Raw genomic sequence first — 21,126 nt, forward strand, 5'->3', positions numbered from 1 at the left:
TATGATAATTTTATATTTTAAAAACTATTCGCAATATTAATTTATATTATGAATAAACATGCAATCATCATATTATTCATAATAATATCTAAAATTTTTCATCAATAAAAAAACTCCTTTACAACATATTCTTGTAAAGGAGTTTTTTAATCATGTAGTTTTTCCAGTACCATTTGTACCAATTAATCACTTTTTTCTTTATTGGCCTATTCTGTTACTACTTTCCTTAACTATTTATATCTTTTACTATATTAAACCTTAAACTTTACTTCCTGCTAGTTTGGCAATTCCTAAATTTATCTTCTATCTTTCCACCCACTAAATCAAAAAACTTCCATTATCCGACTCTATAAAAACAGGTTCTTTATAAGATTTCAATAACTGAGATAAAGCGGAAATCGATTTAGTAATAAATGTATCCTTGTGATAAACCATTTTAAAGGTTCTATTCCATTCACCACTACTATTACGGATCACATGAATTGTACCCGCCTTAATTTCATTTTCTAAAAGACGAACTGAAATAACCGCTAGACAATCATTAAATAAGATTGCATTTTTCATTGCCTCAGGAAAGGGAGCTTCCAATTTAATTTGTATAGATATTCCTCTTTGTTTAAGGAAATTTATAAATAACTCCCTGGTTCCACTTCCCTTCTCCCTCATGACAAAGGGAAAGGCTTCTAAATTCTTTGATGAAACTTCTTTTTTCAATGAAATAGGATGACCCGCTGGACAAGCAAGTACTAAATAATCGTCTACCATAGGTATGGTAACTAAATGGCTATTCTTTATCTCTCCTTCAACAATTCCCACGTCAAGTTCATTTTTAAGTATCTTTTTCTCAATGGTTGCAGTATTTGCTGTAAGGGAAAAGCATTCTGTCTGAGGACATTTTGCTTCCAACTCATTAAGCAGTCGAGGAAGTATACAAGAAGCTACGGTAATAGTTGTTCCAAGACGCAAATGCTCTATCTGACTGTCTTTTTTCATGAAAAATTCCAGTTCATCAAACTTAGCCACAACAGAACGTGCATATGCAAGAAGATGCTTACCAGCTACTGTAATATGAAGGCGTTTCGAAAGTCTTGAAAATAGCAGAACATCATAATGCTCTTCTAGCTCTCGAATTGCTTGACTAACAGTAGACTGGGCCAGATAAAGCTGTGAAGCTGCCAAGGTCATATTCTCTGTCTCTGCTACTTTTATAAATATTTTTAAATGTCTAATAGTCATAAATTACCCTCTCTTTCAATCGAATTAACCGATTATATATATCAAATATTATCGCTTTTAATAGCAATAATCAAGCTATATAATGTTAATATATCATCATTATTAAGTGAAAATTTTTTTGTATTATAAAGGTCCTAGTTCTAGGCGAGATTACTATAACGGTTAAAGGAGAGATATTTATGGCTACATTAACAATTAGTTCTGAAGATGAAAAACGAGTTAAAGCTCTAGGCTTTTTAAGTAATAAAGGAACAGATAATTTTTCAGGTCGTGTTATCACAGTAAATGGAATGATTACTGCAGCTCAACAAAAATGTATCGCAGAAGCATCTGAACTTTTTGGAAACGGAAATGTATGCTTTACTACACGCCTAACCATTGAGGTACCAGGGATTCCCTTTGATAAGATTGAGGATTTTAGGGCATACATTGCAAAGGAAGGCTTGGTTACTGGGGGAACAGGGTCTAAGGTAAGACCAGTTGTTTCCTGCAAGGGAACCACTTGTCAATATGGATTAATTGATACCTTTGACCTAGCTAAAAAAATTCACAAGCGTTTTTATAATGGTTACAATGAGGTAAAGCTGCCCCATAAATTTAAAATTGCAGTAGGGGGATGTCCTAATAATTGTGTGAAACCAGATTTAAACGATATTGGCATTATTGGCCAAAGAATTCCTAATTTTGATGAAAATAGATGCAAAGGATGTAAAAAATGTTCTATAGAAACCCTATGTCCAATGTCTGCCGCCAAAATGACCGATGGTATACTCTACATTGATCCTCAGATTTGCAACAATTGTGGGCTTTGTATTGGAAAATGTCATTTTAATGCCATTGAAGGAGGATCACAGGGATATCAAATCTATATTGGAGGAAGATGGGGAAAAAAAGTTGCTCGTGGTAAGGCTTTAAGTAAAGTTTTTACATCTGAGGCTGAAGTACTAGATATTATTGAAAAAGCCATTCTTCTATATCGAGAGAAAGGGAAGACCGGAGAGCGATTTGTCCAGATGATCCAACGCTTGGGATTTGAAGATATAGAAAATGAATTATTATCAGATAATATCTTGGATAGAAAGCATGATATTCTAGATACACAGCTTCATATAAAAGGAGGAGCTACGTGCTAAGCTAATCTATTATGAAAACCAGTAGATCTTGTAAAAATATAAAAATAACGCTTTTTAACAAATTGTTAAAAGCGTTATTTTTATTTGTGTAAATACCCATCCTTAAACACATGTATAAAAGCTTGTTTATATGTAATCAAATGATTCTATATTTGCTAATTATAAGTACTTAAATATTTTCTACAAATTGAATTTTCAAGCCATTTGGATCCATTACAAAAAAGAACTTTGTATGTGGATTTGGCTGAAAAGGTCCACTATGTATGTCTATGCCCTTTTCCTTTAGAAATTTCATCATCTTATCAACAGAATCAACCTCAAAACCTAGGGAAATATCTTCCCCAAGATTTACGTTCTTACTATTTTCATCACATATTAATTCAACCTTTGTTTCTCCATCTCCTAAAAATCCAATCTCAACCCCTGGTCCAGCTTCAAATCTTCTACTTATATTAAGTCCAACTATTTCCTGATAAAACTTCAATGACTCCTCCATATCATTAACCCTTATTGTACTCCAACAAAATTTCATCATACCACTCTCCTTATTTTTTAGTTTTATCTATGTCAACTTCTCCATTTAGTTCCTCAATATATCCGATGTTTCTTGAGAGTTTTGATATATATTAATATTATAAACCTGTTTTTTCCTTAAAAATCATATAAAAAAACAGGTTTATAGCATGAACGAAAAGGAAATATTAAAACTCCTAATATAGGAACTAGCACAACGAGTTAATTTTAAATAATTATATACTATCAAATATTTAAAAGCTTATTTAAATTCAGTTATTTGCACTAAATGAAATTACGAAGTCTTATTATTTCAATGATCATTCTAACACTTCTTTTCTATATCATTATTATATGGTATATTGAAAAATTATAAAAGTGTGAAATTGTTAAAATCTCCCTCTGATTTCTATTGGACTAATCTTAAAACACCAAGAATCATCAATATAAGTCCTGGCAGTAGAGAAAATCTTTGTCCTATTTGATTTACCCCACTATGTCTAGCAATAACATTGCCAATACCTATAAGCACGAAGTGGCTCAAACCAAAGAGAAATGGTGTTGTATATGGGTTAATGCCCATTAAGGATACTGTAAATCCTGCAATTGCTGCATCCATAGCTACTGCAAGACCTAAAATAGTCCCCTCCATAGGCTTGATATCATTTTGTTTGTCTACGTCTGATAAGAGAGGGTTATAAAGAACTTTTACTAAATCTCCAAGCTTAAAGTTTATTAAATTTCTGCTATTATTTGAAAGAGCTCTTTCCTTCTTATAACTTTCTCTTAATGTTAGCAGTCCCAGTAAAATAAGAAGCCCTGCTCCAATATATTTTGCTATTTCCAATGGTATAATATCCTTTAAATTATACCCTATTAGCATAGTAATCATAGTACAGATAACAGACATAGACGAAATAATAATTAATGAGAAAAATTTAATCCTAATTTTTCTCAATCCAAAGGCAAATCCTCCCCAAAAACCATCAATACTAACTGCAGTGGCTATTAAAATCAAGCTTATTAAACTCATGTTGTCACCCCTATATTTCATTTGTATTAGATTATTCATCAGGGGCTGTGTTTGACACATCTAATCATTTAATATAAAACGCAGGTCAAATGGCATACAGCCACAGCCTGCATTTTAATCTGTGTAAAAACAATTCTACTTTTTAATTCCCGTTAACTATATACCCTTACGCAGCGTTAATGTCAACAGTTATATTAATATTTCTATTTATTTTTCAAACTCCATTTTCCAACTATAATAATCATTTTCCTTATTCTTTTCATAGGATAAAATAGCATCAAATTTATTACCTTTTTTACTTGTTAATCCCTTTACCTTAACCTTCTTATCTTTTAACAATTTTTTCACCATTGTCTTTGTGGCCTTTTTCTTCATAGAAGCTAGGTATTTATCATTTTTCCACACAACAAACTTACATCCATTTCTCCAATTGCTGCATCCAAAGCCCTTTTTCCCTTCTATAATATCATGTCCACACTGGGGGCATTTTCCAAGAACTTCTATATCCTGTTTTGTACTTCCCCTTGACGATTTCTTCCCACCCTTAATTATTATATCTTTATCATTAGAAATCACCTTTACTCCCTTTATAGTAAAATCAAAAATATGATTTAAAAATTCATCCTTGTTAAATTTCCCCTTTTCTATATCTGATAAGGCTTTTTCAAGTCGTCCAGTATAATCAAGATCAAATAATTCTTTAATAGGAAAGGTCTCTACCAGTTTTACGCCCTTCTCTGTGGCATACAAAGATTTTCCCCTTGCTCCTATATATCCTATTCTCTTCAATCTTTTTATAGTATCAGCCCGTGTGGCAGGAGTGCCAATTGAATATCCACTTAAAATAGCTTGAAGAATTTCTTCACTATCTTCCTTCTCTTCCTTTGAAACGTGCTTTCCACAATTCTCCATAACCTTTAGCAATGTTTTTTCCGTATGTTTTTTAGGGGGTTTTGTTTTCTTTGACTCAACCTTTGTACCATTTACCATCACCAATTGCCCCTTTCCTACATTTGGCAATAGCTCATCTTTAGCATTTGAACCTTCTATTTTCAGCCATCCTTCCTTGACTAATATCTTACCCTTTGACATAAATAACCTATTTCCGCCTTCAGTTTCTACCTTAGTAATAATTTCTGTATGATCAAACTGAGCGGCAGCCATGAATTGAGCTATAAATCTATTTTTAATAGCTTCATAAACCTTTTTTTCATCCTCAGTTAATCTCTTAGGAATAACATAAGTAGGAATAATTGCACTATGGCTCTCTACCTTTTTATTATTAAAAATCCTTGAAGATGTAGTAAACTTTATTTCATTTTCATAGGGTAATCCCTTTTTTAAAATATTTAATACTTTTTTAGCCCTATCCTTAAGGCTTTCTTCTAGTGCAATACTTGCTGTTCTTGGATAAGTTATAAGTTTTTTTTCATATAAGGATTGAGCCACCTTCAATACCTTATCGGAGGTCCAGCCATTATATTTGCTTGTTACAAATCCTTGAAGATTTGAAAGATTGAATAAATAGGGTGGATACTGCTTTTTTCTTTCTACTTTCTTTTTAATAATTTCACCCTGCTTATTTTTAACTTCCTTCGATATTTCCTTTAATTTTTCTTTATCATCAAATTTATCTGTCTTCCCTTCAAAATATATTCCATCATACTGGGCACTGTCATTTATAAACTTTGCCCTTAGCTTAAAATAATCCTGTGGCACAAATTTCTCAATCTCCTTATCCCTATCGTAAATTATTTTAAGAGTAGGAAGTAATACACGACCAATATTTAAAATGTTTCCCTTTCCCTGTGCAAACTTCAATGTGGCAGCAGAAGTGAAATTTATACCAATAACCCAGTCGGCCAATTGTCTACTTACTCCTGCATCCTGAAGCTTTTTCATTTCTTCATTTGTTTTCAGCTCCTTCATTCCTCTATGAATCTCTTCCTTTGTCCATTCATTTATAAGCATTCTGTAGATGGGCTTTTTAACCTTTAAATAATCCCATATTAAAGTACTAATCAGTTCACCTTCTCTGTCATAATCTACCGCTGAAACAATTTCTGTAACATCTTTTCTTTTTACAAGACTGTCTATGACCTTTAATTGCTTATATGCACCTGCATCTCGCTTGTTTTTATTTTTAGGACTTGTTTTCACTTTATATTTGAATTTTTCAGGTATATAGGGAAAATACTCCATTCTCCATGATCTCATTTTAGGGTCATAGTCTTTGCAGTCATAAAGCTCAAGCAAATGTCCAAAGGCCCATGTTATAAAATATCCATTTCCTTCAATATATCCATCTCTTTTAATTTTACTACCTACAGCCGAGGCAATATTTCTAGCCACTGATGGCTTTTCTGCTAATATTAATTTACTCATTTAAATCCCCTTCATATTACAAATATAAATTTTTTATATTAATATTATTCTACTATGTTCGTTTCTATTTTATCATTCACAGTCCATTAGTAAAGTCAATATTTTTATGTAGCAATACTTTTATAGAAGTATAGTAAAACAAATTTAAATTAAACTATTAGTCCTTAGTTAATCTATCACTAATCCCCTTTTTAAATCATATTATAGATAATATCTTTTGTTTTATAAGGGGATGATTTGAATGATAAGGTTAAATCCTGAAAAACTAAGTGTTCAGTTCCATCAAGGGGTTACTAAAACAAGTCCTATTTTAGGCAGACATTATACAATGACCCATTCCGATATTACTGCTGAGCTTTTTTTAACTATAGGATTACAATATGCCTACGATAAAATCAGTTCAATTAGGGATGATGTCTTGGCTAAATGGACTATTCTAAATAACAGCTGTATCCTTTCAGCATATGTTTTAATAGATAATGGACAATTCGATTTATCTAAAATTTTAAAGCGAAATGAAATCTTCATAAGAGAATTACCACTGGCTTTGGAAACTCTTCGTTATGGCGACAGGGTTTTATTCCAGACATATCCCTTTTTAGATAAATGCCCTATATTCATACATTTTCAATCTACCTACCCCTATTTAAATCGTACAGAAAATTGGGGCACCCCTTCTGATTATAAATGAAGGTATTTATATATGATAAACTTTAGAATGATCTCTAAAACCTTTATAATTTTAATGAAATGATTTATAGTTTGAATATAAACCTAATAAAAACTTTGACACTTCTGAAATTTTTTATTAGGTTTATTTTTGATGTGAAACCATATTTTCCAAGATATTAAAATTCATTATAGTGCAAACAATATTAATGGGTGATGATATGACATACGAGCTATCTATTAAGGAAAATAACAATGTTAAAAGTTTTACTATCGAAGAAGATGAACCGGAACTTGCTCTTTATGAGGCTATAGACACTTTACAACTGTGGAAGGGTAAAAAATGGATGCAAAATGCAAGTGAAAGATTAAAAAAATCCTTTAGTAATTTTGAAAACGAATTAGAGACAAAGGGGAAAACTGAATTAGGATATAATATTATTTTGAAAAAAAAGAAATAATCCCATTATTATACTAATATCCTTTCTAAAAGAATATTTCCTGGATAAAGTTTAATTGCATCTCTTCTATATATTTCTAAGGGCTTGGAAATATTAGAATTTTTTTAATATTTTCCAAGCCACTGATAAAAGAAATTATTCTCTCTCTTCTACTATTTTTTTTATAATATCTTTTTGTACAAATTCACTTTTACTTATTCCTTTTTTAAAATTGAAATATCTTATTTGCTTATAGTCTATATTGTCAATTTTAAAATCCAATACATCTATTCTGTCACCTTTATAAATCAAAGGCTCTTTTTTACCCTTAATATACACTTTAACTTCCACAGCTACAACTCCTTTATAAAATTATAATATATGATTTAAACTAAAAAAATATATAGGGATTTAGGTAAAGACTTTAGCTATTAATTCTCTCAATATTATATACTATATATGAAAATATATTAAGAAAGCCTTGAATTGCAAGATCATGAATATTACTAATTCATAATTTTATTAAATTCCAAATTCAGTGAGACCAGAAGATATCAACAGTATTTTTACATAGTCTATAAAACTTCAAATTATAATAATACCCTTAATTATGGTATAATTACTTGTATAGTCTTGAGTTAAAATCAGTATAAAGGGAGGTCTTTTTTTATGATTAAAACAAATAAAGACAAATTAGTTATACAATCGGTACAAGGTAAAATTCACCATCCTCTTGGCAAAAATTATAGAATATCCACCGATGGAGAACCTAGAATATTGCCAGCCACTGGAGGAATAACCTATAATGTTCACGTTGGAGATTCTGCCTTTGGTTTTGAGTGGGATCATGTTGAACCAAGTGTTTCTATCAGAAATGAAACTAAAGCAGAAAACGATGCTATGATGAATCTTGCATGTCCAGGAAATACAGCAAAGGTTGTTTCTGGTGATGCTAAGGGAGCTATAGGCTATGTTCTTGGTGGCCATGGTGGTATAGAACATACTATAATAGAATTTAGTGACGAAGCCATGGATAAAATGGCAATTGAAGATAAAATTCTCATAAAAACCCATGGACAAGGACTTAAGCTAATAGACTATCCTGAAATACATATGACAGGAATTGATCCCAAGGTTTTTTCAAGAATTCAAATTGAAGAAAAAAACGGAAAAATTATATTTCCAGTAGTTTGCAAGGTACCTGCGGTACTTATGGGCTCTGGTATAGGAAGTGCAAATGGTCACTCAGGTGATTATGATATAATGACACAGGATAAGGACACAATTAAAAAACTGGGAATTGATAAACTAAAATTTGGTGATTTCGTTTTACTTGAAGATTGTGATAATACCTTTGGAAGAGGATACCTTAAGGGTGCTGTAACAATCGGTCTTGTTATACATAGTGACTGCATAAAAGCAGGTCATGGACCTGGAGTAGCTACATTTATGTCCTGTAAGAAACCATTGATTGAAGCTAAAATTGATAGTAGTTCTAATATTAAAAATTATGTAAATATATAAAATTAGCTAGTGGAGTCCACCTCAACTCCACTAGTTTACAATTTTCTATGAATAATCTGGATTTAATATATTTATTATTATTTATCTCATTAATAAAGTACCTGTGCCTTAAAGTCCTTATTACTCTCATTATATGTAAAATTGATTTCTAAACTATTAGTATAGGGAATATTTAATTTAGGCTCTATTTTACCAGAATTATCATCACTTGAAAATTCAATATTACATCTAATAGTATTATTATTTACTTTTTTCCAACTACTATAATCAATATTTGCTCCATAGGACTCAATATACATTTTCCCAGTATTTATATTAAATAGAGGCTTTATAAATGCCTTTGTTTCTTCATCATCAATTTTAACATAAACTTTTTTAGATATATCACTACTATAATTCATATAATTTCCTTTATTTAAGTTTAATTCCTTAGGTGATATTTTTCCAATTCTCCTATATCGATTTTTATAATCCATTTCCTCTAAAAACATATCAAGCTCATATATTATTTTATTTGTATCAAAGACCTTTAAATCAATCTGTCTTAGGGGTAAAGTTACTCTGATATTTCTTTCATCTCCAGGCAATAGATCTAAATTATCATATTCTCCTTTAAACATATAATTATCTTTACTATATTCCATAATTAATTCTTCTTTTTCAGTTTTATTCTCACTAAAACCTAAAAAAATACTACTATCTTTTATTGTATATTGACTTTTGTTAGATAACTTTAAATCTAACTCAATATACTCTTTATTGATGTTAGATTCAATTATTTCTAAATCTATTTTTTTAAGTTCCTCATCTATTATTGTTCGTTGTGCTTGATTTTGATTAAAATTATTAGATGCTGGGGAAAGTGTATTAATTAATACACTTCAAGAATATCAACATGTTGATACATATTATTTATATTTAATGATTATTACAGATGTACTTTTTCGAAGCTGCGAAGCACGTGCACGTAAACAAAATGTTAAAATGCTATTTTACCTAAATTCTTATACGGTTTACTTATTTATCTTTTTTATATCTTCTTCTCCTGTTTCGACATTAACATAAATATAATATTCTTCCCCATCATACCTTGTAGCAAATCTCCAATAAAAATCTAATGATTGTTCTCTTGTTCCTTCTCCTACAAGGTTTTCTTCGGTAACAGTTATTTTAGAGCCTAATACTTTTTTTGCTTTATCATAGCCCGTTAGAGCCTGATCATATCTAGAATCATCAAAGGCCAAGCCTTGCCAATAATCTTCTAATGATAGCTCCAACAACCTTCCCTTCCTAGTCAAATCTACTATACACTCAATCTCTGCAGCCATATTAAGATATCTTCCAGTATCTTTTACAAATCTAACCTTTAATTCTGGACCATATTCATCTACTTCAATTACTTCTAAATCTTTAATATTTCTTTCATCAAGAAATTTAATTAATTTATTTATTGATTCTTCCTTTGAAATATTAATTTGAGACTCATCAAAGCTTTTTCCTTGCTCCTCAAGTAAATCATCCCACTCTTTGTCAAAAATTCTATTTATTTTTCCCCCTAAAACACTAATTTCAACCTCATATTCTTTAATTGTATCAAAATCTATATGTTCAAACATTTTATCATCATCATAACGACTTTCTCCACTACCAGTTCTTCTTTTTACTGTATCAAAATCTCCAAGAAACTCTTGTGCTACTTCTCTTGCTTCATTTTCTGAAAAAACCTTCTCACCAAAGATATCTTCGGGTTTAAGGTTTTTAAGCTTTTTTTCCTCCCTATCTTCCCTTTCATACTCTAATTTCTTAAACCAGTTTATATCTATGCATCTATCCATCTCATTAATAGAATTAGCAAAATTCTCACTATAAAATAAGTTTTCATATTCTTGTCTTATGCTAAATTCATACTTATCAACAATTGAATTTAATTCTTTAGTCTTACTATGTAAATTTTTTATATATTGTAGGTTCTTGTCTGTAAGCTTTATATTATTGTCATATATTTCTTCAAAAAAATCATTTGTTTCATGGATAAATCGATTGAGTAAATTGTCACTGATTTTATTCTTTAAGTCTCCATATAAATAATTTTTAGGCTGATAGTATTCCTTATGAATTTTAAGTTCTAAATATCTTTTATTTAAATATTTTATATCATTTAACGTTTTTTTTGAAATTCTATTACTTATAATAATTTCCGCAGCTATTTCTTCAATAGTTTCTAAGCATTGATTCTGATGCCAGTAACGGTTAGCCATATCACCATTTTTTTCTTCAATCATATCTCGTAAAAATTTCCACTGATTATACATAAATATTCCTAATAACAAAAATATTCCAATTAGTAATATTAAAGCCACTCTTTTTTTAACCACTTTTTCAGGTTTCAATCCGATAGCCTCCAGTCAAATATCTTTTATTTAAATATATTTATAACCTTTGCTGTAACTGTAATATCTATCGTATTTTAGTTTTCTCACAAATCCATCCTCACTCCATATTTCCTAAGCCACTGTTTTTTTTCTCTATATTCGGGCATTATTTTTTCAACTAAGCTCCAAAAATCCTTAGAGTGATTCATATATATCATATGGCACATTTCATGTACTACAATATAATCTAATACACCGGCAGGTGCCATTACACAACGCCAGTTAAATAATAAATCCCTATTAGATGTACAGCTTGCCCATCTTTTCTTTTGTTCCTTAACTTTAATTAAATTAGGCCGAACATTAAAATAGAACTGATAATAATTTACCCTTTCTATAACCTTTTCCAAGGTTTTTTCTCTATACCACTTCTCCACTGCCTTTTTAAGTATCTCTTCTTCCTTTGTATTAGTATATATACAAAACTTTCCTTGATAAAGCTTAAGCTTAGGTTTTTTGACCTCTTGATTGATAAGAATATTTAAAGAATAGTTCCTACCTAAGTACATAAAGGATTCACCATTTACATATTCTTTTTTTCTTTTTCTATATTCCATGTCTTTAAGTTCAATGAGTTTTTCAGTTATCCATTTGCCTTTAGACTTTACAACCCTTAATATATCCTCCTCTTTAGCAATTATGGGAGCTCTAACCCTAACATTATTAGGAGGTTCTATTCGTATTTCTAGTGTTTTCCTTTTCCTGTATTCGACTTCAAATTCTATTGTTTTTGTCCCGTATTGAAATTTCAAAGATATTTACCTCCTTATTATGCTATTTATATTATACTAAAATCTATAAAAAGAGGAAATAACCCTCTGCTTTTACAGAGGGTAAGTTCTAATTTATTTTAGCATATCAAAAGATCCAATAGCAGCGTGGTCTACTTCTCTTTCTTTATATTTTCTAATCTAACATCCCCATACAATGTACATCTACCAATATTTTCAACCGATTGATCAAATTCCATTTTTTCTAGCTTTAGCTCTCCATCTACATAAATATCAGCTTGCTGATTTTCAATATCAGCTATAATTGTAACTTTAATAGGCATTTTTTCAGTGCTGTATTCAGTAAATAATTTTAGACCAAATCCATCATCTCCAGGTGTTTTATAGCCTAAAGCACTTCTCCACTTACCACTAGGTAAACCTAAAACAGGTGCAATTAGTAAAGCTGTATTCTCTCCCGTTTCATCCAACAATTCAAAACCACAATAATCTAATAAAAAGCTGTTAAATTCTAATTCTACTGTAATAATATCTGTCTGGGTATTAAAATCTTTCATTCTTGTTTTTACCCCTTCAAAGTGCCTAGAATTCCTTGATTTGTTCATCTCTCCTAAAATGTCTTTCACCATTATTTCATTTAAGTTTAAACTTTTCAAATTAGTAAGACTAAAAATTGGATTTATATCATTTATTTCATTTTCTCCTATATTAAGACACTCTAAATTTGTTAGGTTCGTTAAGGGATAAACATCTTCAATTTTATTATGATTTAGAGAAAGAATCTTTAAATTAACCATGCCTGATAGAAACTCTACATTTGATATATTATTTCCATCCAAATCTAATTCCTGTACATTCCATATATTTTCAATTCCCTTAATGGTTTTTAAACTATTACGCGATAAATTCAATTTTTTCAGCTTAAGCATTTTTTCATTAAAAGCGACATTGTTTATATCATTTCCTTCCCACTCCAACACCTCAAGATTAGGTAGATAAAAACCTGTTGGAATTATTACTCTATCATTATGAGATACATTTAATCTTCTTAATTTTTTATTATTAATTATAGGGGAAATATCTCTTATCCGATTATATTCTAAATTGATTTCTTCAATATTAATTAAATTTGTCATTGATGATATATCCGTTATGTTATTGTTTGCTAAGTTAATTGTTTTTAAGTTTTTTAACTCCCCAATCCACGAAATGTCATCAACTTTACATCCTGTAAGCTCAATATTTTCTAACACATGTAGATTTGCTAAAGAAGAAATATTTAGGGGTTTATTTGCATCTATACCTTCAGCAAAAGACAATTTTAATGTTTTAAGACTTTGAAAGCTTCCTAAAATTTTCAAATCATCTATCTCTTTTCTATTATTTAATATATACAGCTCCCTTAACTGAGACATATCTTTAAAATAATCTAATTTTTCTATAGGCTGATTATTTAAATAAAGTTTTTCTAAATGACTTAATTCTTTTAAAGGTGAAGCATTGTCTCCAATCCACAAACTCCTTGAATCTATCTTTAACTCTTTAAGATTCTTTAAATATCCTACACCCTTTATACTTCTCACTGCTATTCTATTTTCGCCTTCTTTTTTTTCATATATACTTAATTTAGTTACATTAGTAAACTCCTTTAAATTAGTTAGATTACTAACATCTTCATTTAGATCATTATAATTATAGCTATAATTATCTCTAACATTTAAAAGCAGTTCAAAATCATCTAAAAAATCTATTTCTTTAATTCCTAAATATTTATCACTTACTAAATCTAAAGGTGTGACATACAACCTTAGTTTTTTCAGATTATCTAATTCCAATAGAACCTTACCTATATCTGGTCTTTTTTTGCCTAGCTCTGGACTTCCACTACTATATGAATCAAGTGTCAATTCCGTTAGATTTTTTAACTTTGATAATGGACTAATATCATGAGCTTCCGTTCTAAGTGATAGTTTTCTAAGATTCGTTAGTTCTCCTATTGTTCTTACTGTAAATGAAATCTCAACATCTAAATCTTCAAGGAATTTTAATTCTTTTAAAAACTCAAGACCATATCCCGATTCGCTCCCTAATTTAAGTTTTTTCAGATTTGACAACTTTTCTAATATTTCTCTATCTTCTGAGTCAATACCTGATTTTAGTTCTAACTCCTTAAGATTCGTTAGATGTTCAATTCCTTTTAAACTTTCTATTTGTCCTATTTCTTCTTCTGATATACTTTCTATTCCCATTAAAGATCTTTTGAATAGTCTTCCATAAGGCTGATTTAATTTTCGCCTTATTATTTGCTGTAATTGTTTATCCTTAAATTTCACTATCTTCGGATTATTAAGTGTTTCATTATTTATTGTTATATTAATAGCCTCTCCCTTTTCAATTTTGCCAAAATCAGTTAAATCCTTAATTTTTACTAAAGAATACTCACCAGTCGAATATCCTTTTATTCTATCCCCATCTAAATAAATCTTCACATCTGTTGACACTATACTATTTCCATTTATTTTTGGCTTGATTATTTTATTTGAATCATTGCTTTTTTTAATTTCTGTATATTCAAAGGTGCTTTCCCTATGTACCGAATCCCAGTTGCTATTAAAACCACAATATTTTAAGTCTTCAATACAAATAGCCACTTCATTTTCTACAGTATATCCTTGTACCCTCTGTCCATTAATATATATGGGTTCATCGGTTATCTTAAATATACCAATTTCAGTTCCTAATGGCACTTCATCCGCCATAGCACCTGTATATGTGAATATAAAAATAACTAAGGTAAGTAAAATAATTTTTAATGCTTTCATAAATATCCCCCTCTTAATTCCAAATCTATACTACACATTATAATATATTTGTTAATTATTGTGAATAATTAGAGAAAATCATAGAGACAAGCACATTGATTTATGTATACGATGTAATCAATTCACCTGTCCCCATGATTCTATATGGCTTGTAACAGATTTACATGAATATAAATCGAGATATTACTCCAATAATAAATCCAGCAAGTCCTAAATATGCTGCATACTTTTTTGCATCTATATTTAATGTCGGTTTAAAAGCAAATAAATATATTATAATACCCAATGGTATCGGCAGTGCTCCTAAGTTCAAATGGAACCCTCCAAGTAAATAATACCCAACAAGTTTAAGTCCTAACATATCTTCTTCATCTGTTTTATAACTGTTATAGATATAAATTAATCCTAATGCAATAACTACTAACCACAATATCCCCATAATAAACTTCTCCTTCTTTTATTTTTTCTGTATAAATACTAGCTTCATATAATTAAGGAAATTGCATAATTCTAACTTAGCATAATTTTCCCTTAGGCTTCTAGAATTTGCTTATAAATATCTTGTTCAAGCGTTTTTTAGTCTTTTTACATGGAAAAAACTTCTTACTTATAGTACATATATCTCCATAATAAAACATTTGTGATAAAAATTTTGTTATAATAAGTCGAAAATCTGTTATGTATTTTCTTAAATATCTCCTTAATTTAAATCTGCACTCCATATTATGTGAATTTTTAACAAAATATGATAAAGGATTTTTAATAAAATTGTCTAATAGTATTATTATAGTTGAATAATATTATATATATCTTATTTGTTGAATTTTAAAATACTTTTAATGAGTTTATCATTTTAAAAATCAACATTTAAATCTATAGAAATATTATATAATAAATTTTGAGGTGATAAAATATGGAATCTAAGTCAAAAAAATTAACAGCTTTTATTGTAATTGTATGTATAAGCATGACGTTCTCCATTTCATATGCAGAAGAAGGTGAAGATAAAGCACAAATTAATAAAGCATTATGGAATCAAGCAGTTATGAATGTTGAAACAGCTGAAAGAGAAGAAGAACTTGCAAAATGGGATCTTTTATCTCAAGAAGAAAAATATAATAAATTATATAAAGATTATATTGAATTATTAATGACTTATTATAATGAAACCATAATGTTAAAGAAAAGTCTTTCTGATTCCTTAGGAGAAAGCATTTCAAGTAAATCTGGTAGTCTTATGAGTAAAATTAATTCAATGTCAATTAAGGTATCTAGCCTTACTACTGAAAGCAAATATGCATATAGCAAAGAGTACTTAGTAAATAGCTTTAGTGGCCTAGAAAAAGTAGTGCATCATCTTGATATGTATGACTTGTATATTGTTACTAATGATATCGAATCTGCAAATAAAGCAGCTTCAAATATTGATAAAGATTTAAAAGTATTTATTGAAAACTTTACCAAGGCATATAATTATTATGTAATAACTAAAACTGGAGAAGTTATTTCCAATTCCCTTAATCAAACGGAAGATATATTTTATAAGGAATTAAGTACAAATTATAATCTTATTAAAAATTCCTATGATATGCTTGAAAAATCCCATGGACTTATAAAGGAAAAGAAAAATGGATCTGATCTAATTAAAAAAGTTAAAGAAAATAATACTAGTGTAAGCTTTTTGAATGTTAAAACCTTAGAAAATAGGCAAACAATAGTAAAAATCAACAATGTCGTTGAACTGTTAAAAAAAGCAACAGAAGAATTAGAAAATTACTCCTTTGATGTTATGACTGAAGGAAAAGGAAATGATAGCAAATATACTTCCATTTCAAAAAAAATAAAAACTCAAATATCTGATATTAATAAAGATCTTGAAACTATTGGATCTAAGGTAAATACTATAGCAGGTAATGTATCAGAAAAAGTAGCAGAAATAGAAAGTGAAGAATTAAAAAGAGCTCGTGAAAACGGCTATTCTTCAGTTGAAGAATATAAATCTGCATTTAAAAAACAAAAAGAACTTGAGCGTTTAGATAAGATTCTAAAAGAATACGAAAGATTATGTGAGGAAAAAGAACGAGTACAAAGAGAATACCAAGAAATGCTAAAAGCTATTCATGAACAATGGCTTGAGGAAAGGATTGATTTCAGCAAAGGACAATATAACCAAAATCATGATAAAAATTTCTACATGGAAAAAGCTAAAGAAGATTTGTCAAGCACTTATGAAGTTGACGATTACACTGCATCACTTATATATAAATATCAATCTGAAGCATATGATGAAATGTGGAAAATAGCCAATAAACCAAAGGCTAATTTACAATTATTACAGGAGCTATATGACGAATATCCCAATGATTTTATGACTATAGTATTGCTTTATGAAGTGCAAAATTCATTTAAATAATAATGAGTTTAAAATTCCCTCGAACACAAACGAGGGAATTTATTCTACCAATTGTTTAAAGTAATAGATTTATGTCCCGAAAAATTATGTGGAAAATGCTTCTGAAGATACGGGATGAATATAAAATAACTATTTTCCTTACAACCCATTATTCTGAGGAAGTTGACCAGTTAAGTTATACAATTTGTATCATGAAAAAGGGAAAGTTAACATTATATATAAGTGTCAATCCCCCCACATTTTAAAAAAGAAATAGAAATGTGTCTTTTTTGTTGTTTTTTAATTTTTCCTCTCATATTTTTTCTTATAGCGTCCAGGAGAAATACCAGATACATTTCCAAAGGTACGTATGAAATGTGCATAATTACGAAAGCCAGCCATTTCACCTGCTGCTTGTACACTATAGCCTTTTCTGAGCAGCTCTCTAGCCTTAAAAATACGATATTTGATTATATAATCAACTACTGTAAAGCCAGTAGCTTCCTTAAAGATATGACAAAGATGATATTTACTCATGAAAAAATGATTAGCTATGATATCTAGGCTTAGATTTTTATCAATATTGCATTTTATATAATCTAGTATAGGAATTATACGAATAAAATTATTTGTAGTGAAGGTATTAATGTAATCCTTATCCTCAAGAAAAGTGCAAATTTTCAATAGAAGTTCAATAAATAGTATATCTCTTTTTAGGTCATCTCCAAAATTGGAAGATTGAGGTTTATAACATTTTTCAAATAAAGAAGTTAATAATAACAGTTCATTCTCGTCTAACTGAATACAATGATTTGCTTTATTGAATCTTAATAAAAGGTTAGTTTGAGCTGTAGATATGGCTGAAAGTGTTTCTTCAGTAAAGTGTAATACATAGCGTTCATAAACAACTTGGGGGTCTGCAATACTGTGATGAAGAGCTGTATTTTTAATCACTAATAATGTTCCTCGTCTTAAAGGATAAAGATTATTTTCTACAAAGAAACTTCCTGCATTAGATAAAGAAAGAAGAACTTCATAGCCTTCGTGGAAATGATCACTATGCATATGCCACTTACTATCACGATTAAAGTTTATTTCATATTGAAAATTCATCAAATCACCCTTCTGTCGGAAATTATCATAATTATTAGATAATAGCAAGATATGCAATAAAAATCTCAAATTACCGATAGATATTGCTTATAAATTAATATATACTTTTTAATAAGAAAGGTCAATGCTTTAAATTGTAAATCAGTTTAAATTAACATTTTAAAGATATTTCTAAAATAACAACTCAAGAAATCCACAAAATTCATTTGGTTAATTCTTTAAAGCAATATATGAAATTTTAAAGCTTTGAAAAATCTATTTATTGAATATAAATAATATATATTGTGTAAATTCTTAAGCTAAATGAATTTATATAATATGAAAGGAATGTTAATAAATGAAAAAGAATATTATAAAACCTATGAATGAAGAGTTCAATGAGTATTTACGGGATGAGTCTCGAACCATAGGAAATGCTCAAAGTATTTCTTTTCCGAAAAATGAGGAGGAAGTAATTGAGATTTTAACAGATTTATATTCAAAGGGAATTCAAATTACTATACAAGGTGGAAGAACAGGTTTAGCTGCTGGAGCTGTTCCAGACGGTGGTCATATAATGAATCTATCTAAAATGAATAAGGTCTTGGGTATGGATATTGATAAAGATGGATATTTTTATTTAACATTACAGCCAGGAACTATTCTTTCTAAGCTGAGAAAACAGATAGAAAGTAAAAAGTTTGATAGGGCTAATTGGAATGATGAATCAATGAAAACCTTTACAAGATTTTGTGAAGCTCCCGAACAATTTTTTACTCCAGACCCTACCGAAGCTTCAGCTACTATTGGAGGTATGGTTGCTTGTAATGCATCAGGAGCACGAAGCTATTTATATGGCCCTACAAGGAAACATATTACGGCATTAAAGGTTGTCTTATGTAATGGACAAACATTGTCTGTTCGTAGGGGGGAGACCTTTGCAAATAGACGCTTGTTAAAACTTACAACAGATCAAGGAGATGATCTTAGTATAAACTTACCTTCTTTTAACATGCCAAAAACCAAAAATGCATCTGGATATTACATCAAAGATAATATGGATGCAATAGATTTATTTATTGGTTCAGATGGTACTCTTGGAGTTGTGACAGAAATTGAAGTTAAGCTATTACCTCTGCCAGAAGCAATTTGGGGTGTAAGCTGCTTCTTTACTAATGAAAACAATGCTATTGAGTTTGTAATGGCAATACGAGAGCAGCTTAAAAATGTAGCGTCAATTGAATTCTTTGATGGAGATGCCTTGACCATATTACGAAATCAAAAGGAACAAAATCCAGCATTTTCCCGGTTGCCTGTAGTAGATGAAAAAATGAATACAGCAATATACGTTGAGATACATTGTGAAAATGAAGAAAAAGTAATTCAGGAGTTAATTAGTATTGGTGGTTTAATGAAGGAAATAGGTGGAGATGAAACAGACACTTGGGTTGCTCGTAATGATGCAGACCGCAGTTTATTACTTTTCTTTAGACATGCAGTTCCTGAGAGTGTTAACATGCTAATTGATGAACGAAAAAAAACAGAGCCAATTATTACAAAGCTTGGTACAGATATGTCTGTCCCCGATAAGAGCCTAAAGCATATTATGCAAGTTTATCGCCACTCCCTTGATGAATATGAATTACAATCAGCAATTTGGGGGCATATTGGAGATAACCATTTACATGTAAATATTCTCCCAAGAAATGAGGAAGATTTTAAGAAGGGTAAGGAGCTCTATGCTAAGTGGGCTAATGAAGTAACAAAATTAGGAGGAGCTGTTTCAGCTGAGCATGGCGTTGGTAAGCTCAAAGCAAGCTTTTTAACAGTTATGTATGGACAAGAACATATTGATGAAATGGCTAAATTAAAATCAATATTTGATCCAAAGGCATTATTAGGTGCAGGTAATATGTTTGTTCCAAAGAAGGGAGATGAGCTTACATGCGCATAATTGTTTGTATAAAACAAGTTCCATCAACTAATGAGGTACGTCTTCATCCAGTTCACAACACAATAATGAGGGATGGCCGACAGTCAGTAATTAATCCATTTGATACCTATGCAATAGAAGAAGCGCTGCAGATTAAGGAACAGCATGAAGGAGAAGTAATTGCAGTAAGTATGGGTATTCCAGCTACTGAAAGATTATTAAGGGATGCAGAGAGCCGAGGAGTTGATCGTGCAGTCCTTTTATCAGATCGAAGCTTTGCAGGTGCCGATACATTAGCAACAGCATACACTTTATCCCTTGGAATTAAGGAAATAGATAACTTTGATTTAATTTTATGTGGAAAGATGGCAGTGGATGGTGATACCGCTCAGATTGGACCTGAGTTAGCTGAAAATTTGGGGATTCCCCACGTTACTGATGTTTGTGAGCTTATAAAGGTTTCTAAATCCCAAATTGTTTGTAAAAAAATCACAGACTACGGACATCAAATACTTAAAGTAAAGCTGCCTGCTCTTATTACAGTTGTAAAAGATATCAATATGCCTCGTCTTCCATCTATACAAGGTGTAATTTTCGGATTAACAGCTCCCTTTGAAATAAAGGATGCAGCAGCATTAAACGCAGACGAAAATCGCATCGGACTTAAAGGTTCGCCAACACAAGTAGTTAAAACATATATACCCAAAAGACAAAATGAAGCAATTGAACTTAAGGGTGATGCTGAAACTCAGGCAGAATTAATTAAAGATTTACTAAAAGAGGTGTTATAA

18 protein-coding genes are annotated in these 21,126 nt (G+C 30.0%); 7 read left to right on the forward strand and 11 right to left on the reverse strand.

Features of this window, described 5'->3' with window-relative positions; all coding sequences use genetic code 11:
* Positions 1-318: 318 nt before the first annotated feature.
* The gene (locus B5X81_RS11685; RefSeq protein ID WP_079491929.1) at positions 319-1,236 is read right to left on the reverse strand and encodes a LysR family transcriptional regulator; all 918 of its coding nucleotides are present in this window, start codon (positions 1,234-1,236) and stop codon (positions 319-321) included.
* Between the two features lie 179 nt (positions 1,237-1,415).
* Here B5X81_RS11685 and B5X81_RS11690 point away from each other — a divergent pair, with 179 nt between their 5' ends.
* Entirely contained in the window at positions 1,416-2,369 is a 954-nt protein-coding gene (locus B5X81_RS11690; RefSeq protein ID WP_079491930.1) for a (4Fe-4S)-binding protein, read from the forward strand.
* A 169-nt stretch (positions 2,370-2,538) separates the two neighbouring features.
* Here the strand turns inward: B5X81_RS11690 and B5X81_RS11695 are convergent, their stop codons facing one another.
* The 3 genes from B5X81_RS11695 to B5X81_RS11705 form a co-directional block, all read right to left on the reverse strand.
* On the reverse strand, positions 2,539-2,904 hold the full coding sequence (locus tag B5X81_RS11695; RefSeq protein ID WP_330397373.1) for a VOC family protein: 366 nt from the start codon (positions 2,902-2,904) through the stop codon (positions 2,539-2,541).
* A 387-nt stretch (positions 2,905-3,291) separates the two neighbouring features.
* Positions 3,292-3,915 (reverse strand): sporulation membrane protein YtaF, encoded by a 624-nt coding sequence (gene ytaF, locus B5X81_RS11700; RefSeq protein ID WP_170917390.1) that lies wholly within the window; start codon positions 3,913-3,915, stop codon positions 3,292-3,294.
* A 207-nt stretch (positions 3,916-4,122) separates the two neighbouring features.
* Positions 4,123-6,300, reverse strand: coding sequence for a DNA topoisomerase (locus B5X81_RS11705; protein WP_079491935.1), 2,178 nt, complete (start codon positions 6,298-6,300; stop codon positions 4,123-4,125).
* A 241-nt stretch (positions 6,301-6,541) separates the two neighbouring features.
* Here B5X81_RS11705 and B5X81_RS11710 point away from each other — a divergent pair, with 241 nt between their 5' ends.
* Together B5X81_RS11710 and B5X81_RS11715 are read left to right on the forward strand one after the other, a co-directional pair.
* Entirely contained in the window at positions 6,542-6,991 is a 450-nt protein-coding gene (locus tag B5X81_RS11710) for a staygreen family protein (RefSeq protein ID WP_079491936.1), read from the forward strand.
* Between the two features lie 172 nt (positions 6,992-7,163).
* Entirely contained in the window at positions 7,164-7,430 is a 267-nt protein-coding gene (locus tag B5X81_RS11715) for a hypothetical protein (RefSeq protein WP_139380312.1), read from the forward strand.
* A 135-nt stretch (positions 7,431-7,565) separates the two neighbouring features.
* On the opposite strand, the gene B5X81_RS11720 is transcribed toward B5X81_RS11715, so the two are convergent.
* Positions 7,566-7,760 (reverse strand): hypothetical protein, encoded by a 195-nt coding sequence (locus tag B5X81_RS11720; RefSeq protein ID WP_079491939.1) that lies wholly within the window; start codon positions 7,758-7,760, stop codon positions 7,566-7,568.
* A 318-nt stretch (positions 7,761-8,078) separates the two neighbouring features.
* Here B5X81_RS11720 and B5X81_RS11725 point away from each other — a divergent pair, with 318 nt between their 5' ends.
* Positions 8,079-8,933, forward strand: a complete 855-nt coding sequence (locus B5X81_RS11725) for a DUF4438 domain-containing protein (RefSeq protein ID WP_079491941.1) — start codon at positions 8,079-8,081, stop codon at positions 8,931-8,933.
* 89 nt (positions 8,934-9,022) lie between these two features.
* Here the strand turns inward: B5X81_RS11725 and B5X81_RS11730 are convergent, their stop codons facing one another.
* The 5 genes from B5X81_RS11730 to B5X81_RS11750 form a co-directional block, all read right to left on the reverse strand.
* On the reverse strand, positions 9,023-9,577 hold the full coding sequence (locus B5X81_RS11730; protein WP_079491942.1) for a hypothetical protein: 555 nt from the start codon (positions 9,575-9,577) through the stop codon (positions 9,023-9,025).
* A gap of 369 nt (positions 9,578-9,946) precedes the next feature.
* Positions 9,947-11,323 (reverse strand): hypothetical protein, encoded by a 1,377-nt coding sequence (locus B5X81_RS11735; RefSeq protein WP_079491944.1) that lies wholly within the window; start codon positions 11,321-11,323, stop codon positions 9,947-9,949.
* Between the two features lie 86 nt (positions 11,324-11,409).
* The gene (locus B5X81_RS11740) at positions 11,410-12,117 is read right to left on the reverse strand and encodes a M48 family metallopeptidase (RefSeq protein ID WP_244282072.1); all 708 of its coding nucleotides are present in this window, start codon (positions 12,115-12,117) and stop codon (positions 11,410-11,412) included.
* A gap of 131 nt (positions 12,118-12,248) precedes the next feature.
* Positions 12,249-14,918, reverse strand: coding sequence for a leucine-rich repeat domain-containing protein (locus B5X81_RS11745; RefSeq protein WP_079491947.1), 2,670 nt, complete (start codon positions 14,916-14,918; stop codon positions 12,249-12,251).
* 160 nt (positions 14,919-15,078) lie between these two features.
* On the reverse strand, positions 15,079-15,357 hold the full coding sequence (locus B5X81_RS11750) for a hypothetical protein (protein WP_079491948.1): 279 nt from the start codon (positions 15,355-15,357) through the stop codon (positions 15,079-15,081).
* Positions 15,358-15,831: 474 nt separating this feature from the next.
* Here B5X81_RS11750 and B5X81_RS11755 point away from each other — a divergent pair, with 474 nt between their 5' ends.
* Positions 15,832-17,331 (forward strand): hypothetical protein, encoded by a 1,500-nt coding sequence (locus B5X81_RS11755; protein WP_079491950.1) that lies wholly within the window; start codon positions 15,832-15,834, stop codon positions 17,329-17,331.
* A 279-nt stretch (positions 17,332-17,610) separates the two neighbouring features.
* Here the strand turns inward: B5X81_RS11755 and B5X81_RS11760 are convergent, their stop codons facing one another.
* A complete protein-coding gene (locus tag B5X81_RS11760) occupies positions 17,611-18,423 on the reverse strand; it encodes an AraC family transcriptional regulator (RefSeq protein ID WP_079491951.1) in 813 nt (270 codons plus the stop codon).
* Positions 18,424-18,760: 337 nt separating this feature from the next.
* Between B5X81_RS11760 and B5X81_RS11765 the strand changes: the two genes are divergently transcribed.
* Entirely contained in the window at positions 18,761-20,356 is a 1,596-nt protein-coding gene (locus B5X81_RS11765) for an FAD-binding oxidoreductase (protein ID WP_079491953.1), read from the forward strand.
* Positions 20,347-21,126, forward strand: a complete 780-nt coding sequence (locus B5X81_RS11770; protein ID WP_079491954.1) for an electron transfer flavoprotein subunit beta/FixA family protein — start codon at positions 20,347-20,349, stop codon at positions 21,124-21,126. Before B5X81_RS11765 ends, B5X81_RS11770 begins: the two co-directional genes overlap by 10 nt.

The organism is Maledivibacter halophilus, assembly GCF_900167445.1.
Lineage (GTDB): Bacteria > Bacillota > Clostridia > Peptostreptococcales > Caminicellaceae > Maledivibacter > Maledivibacter halophilus.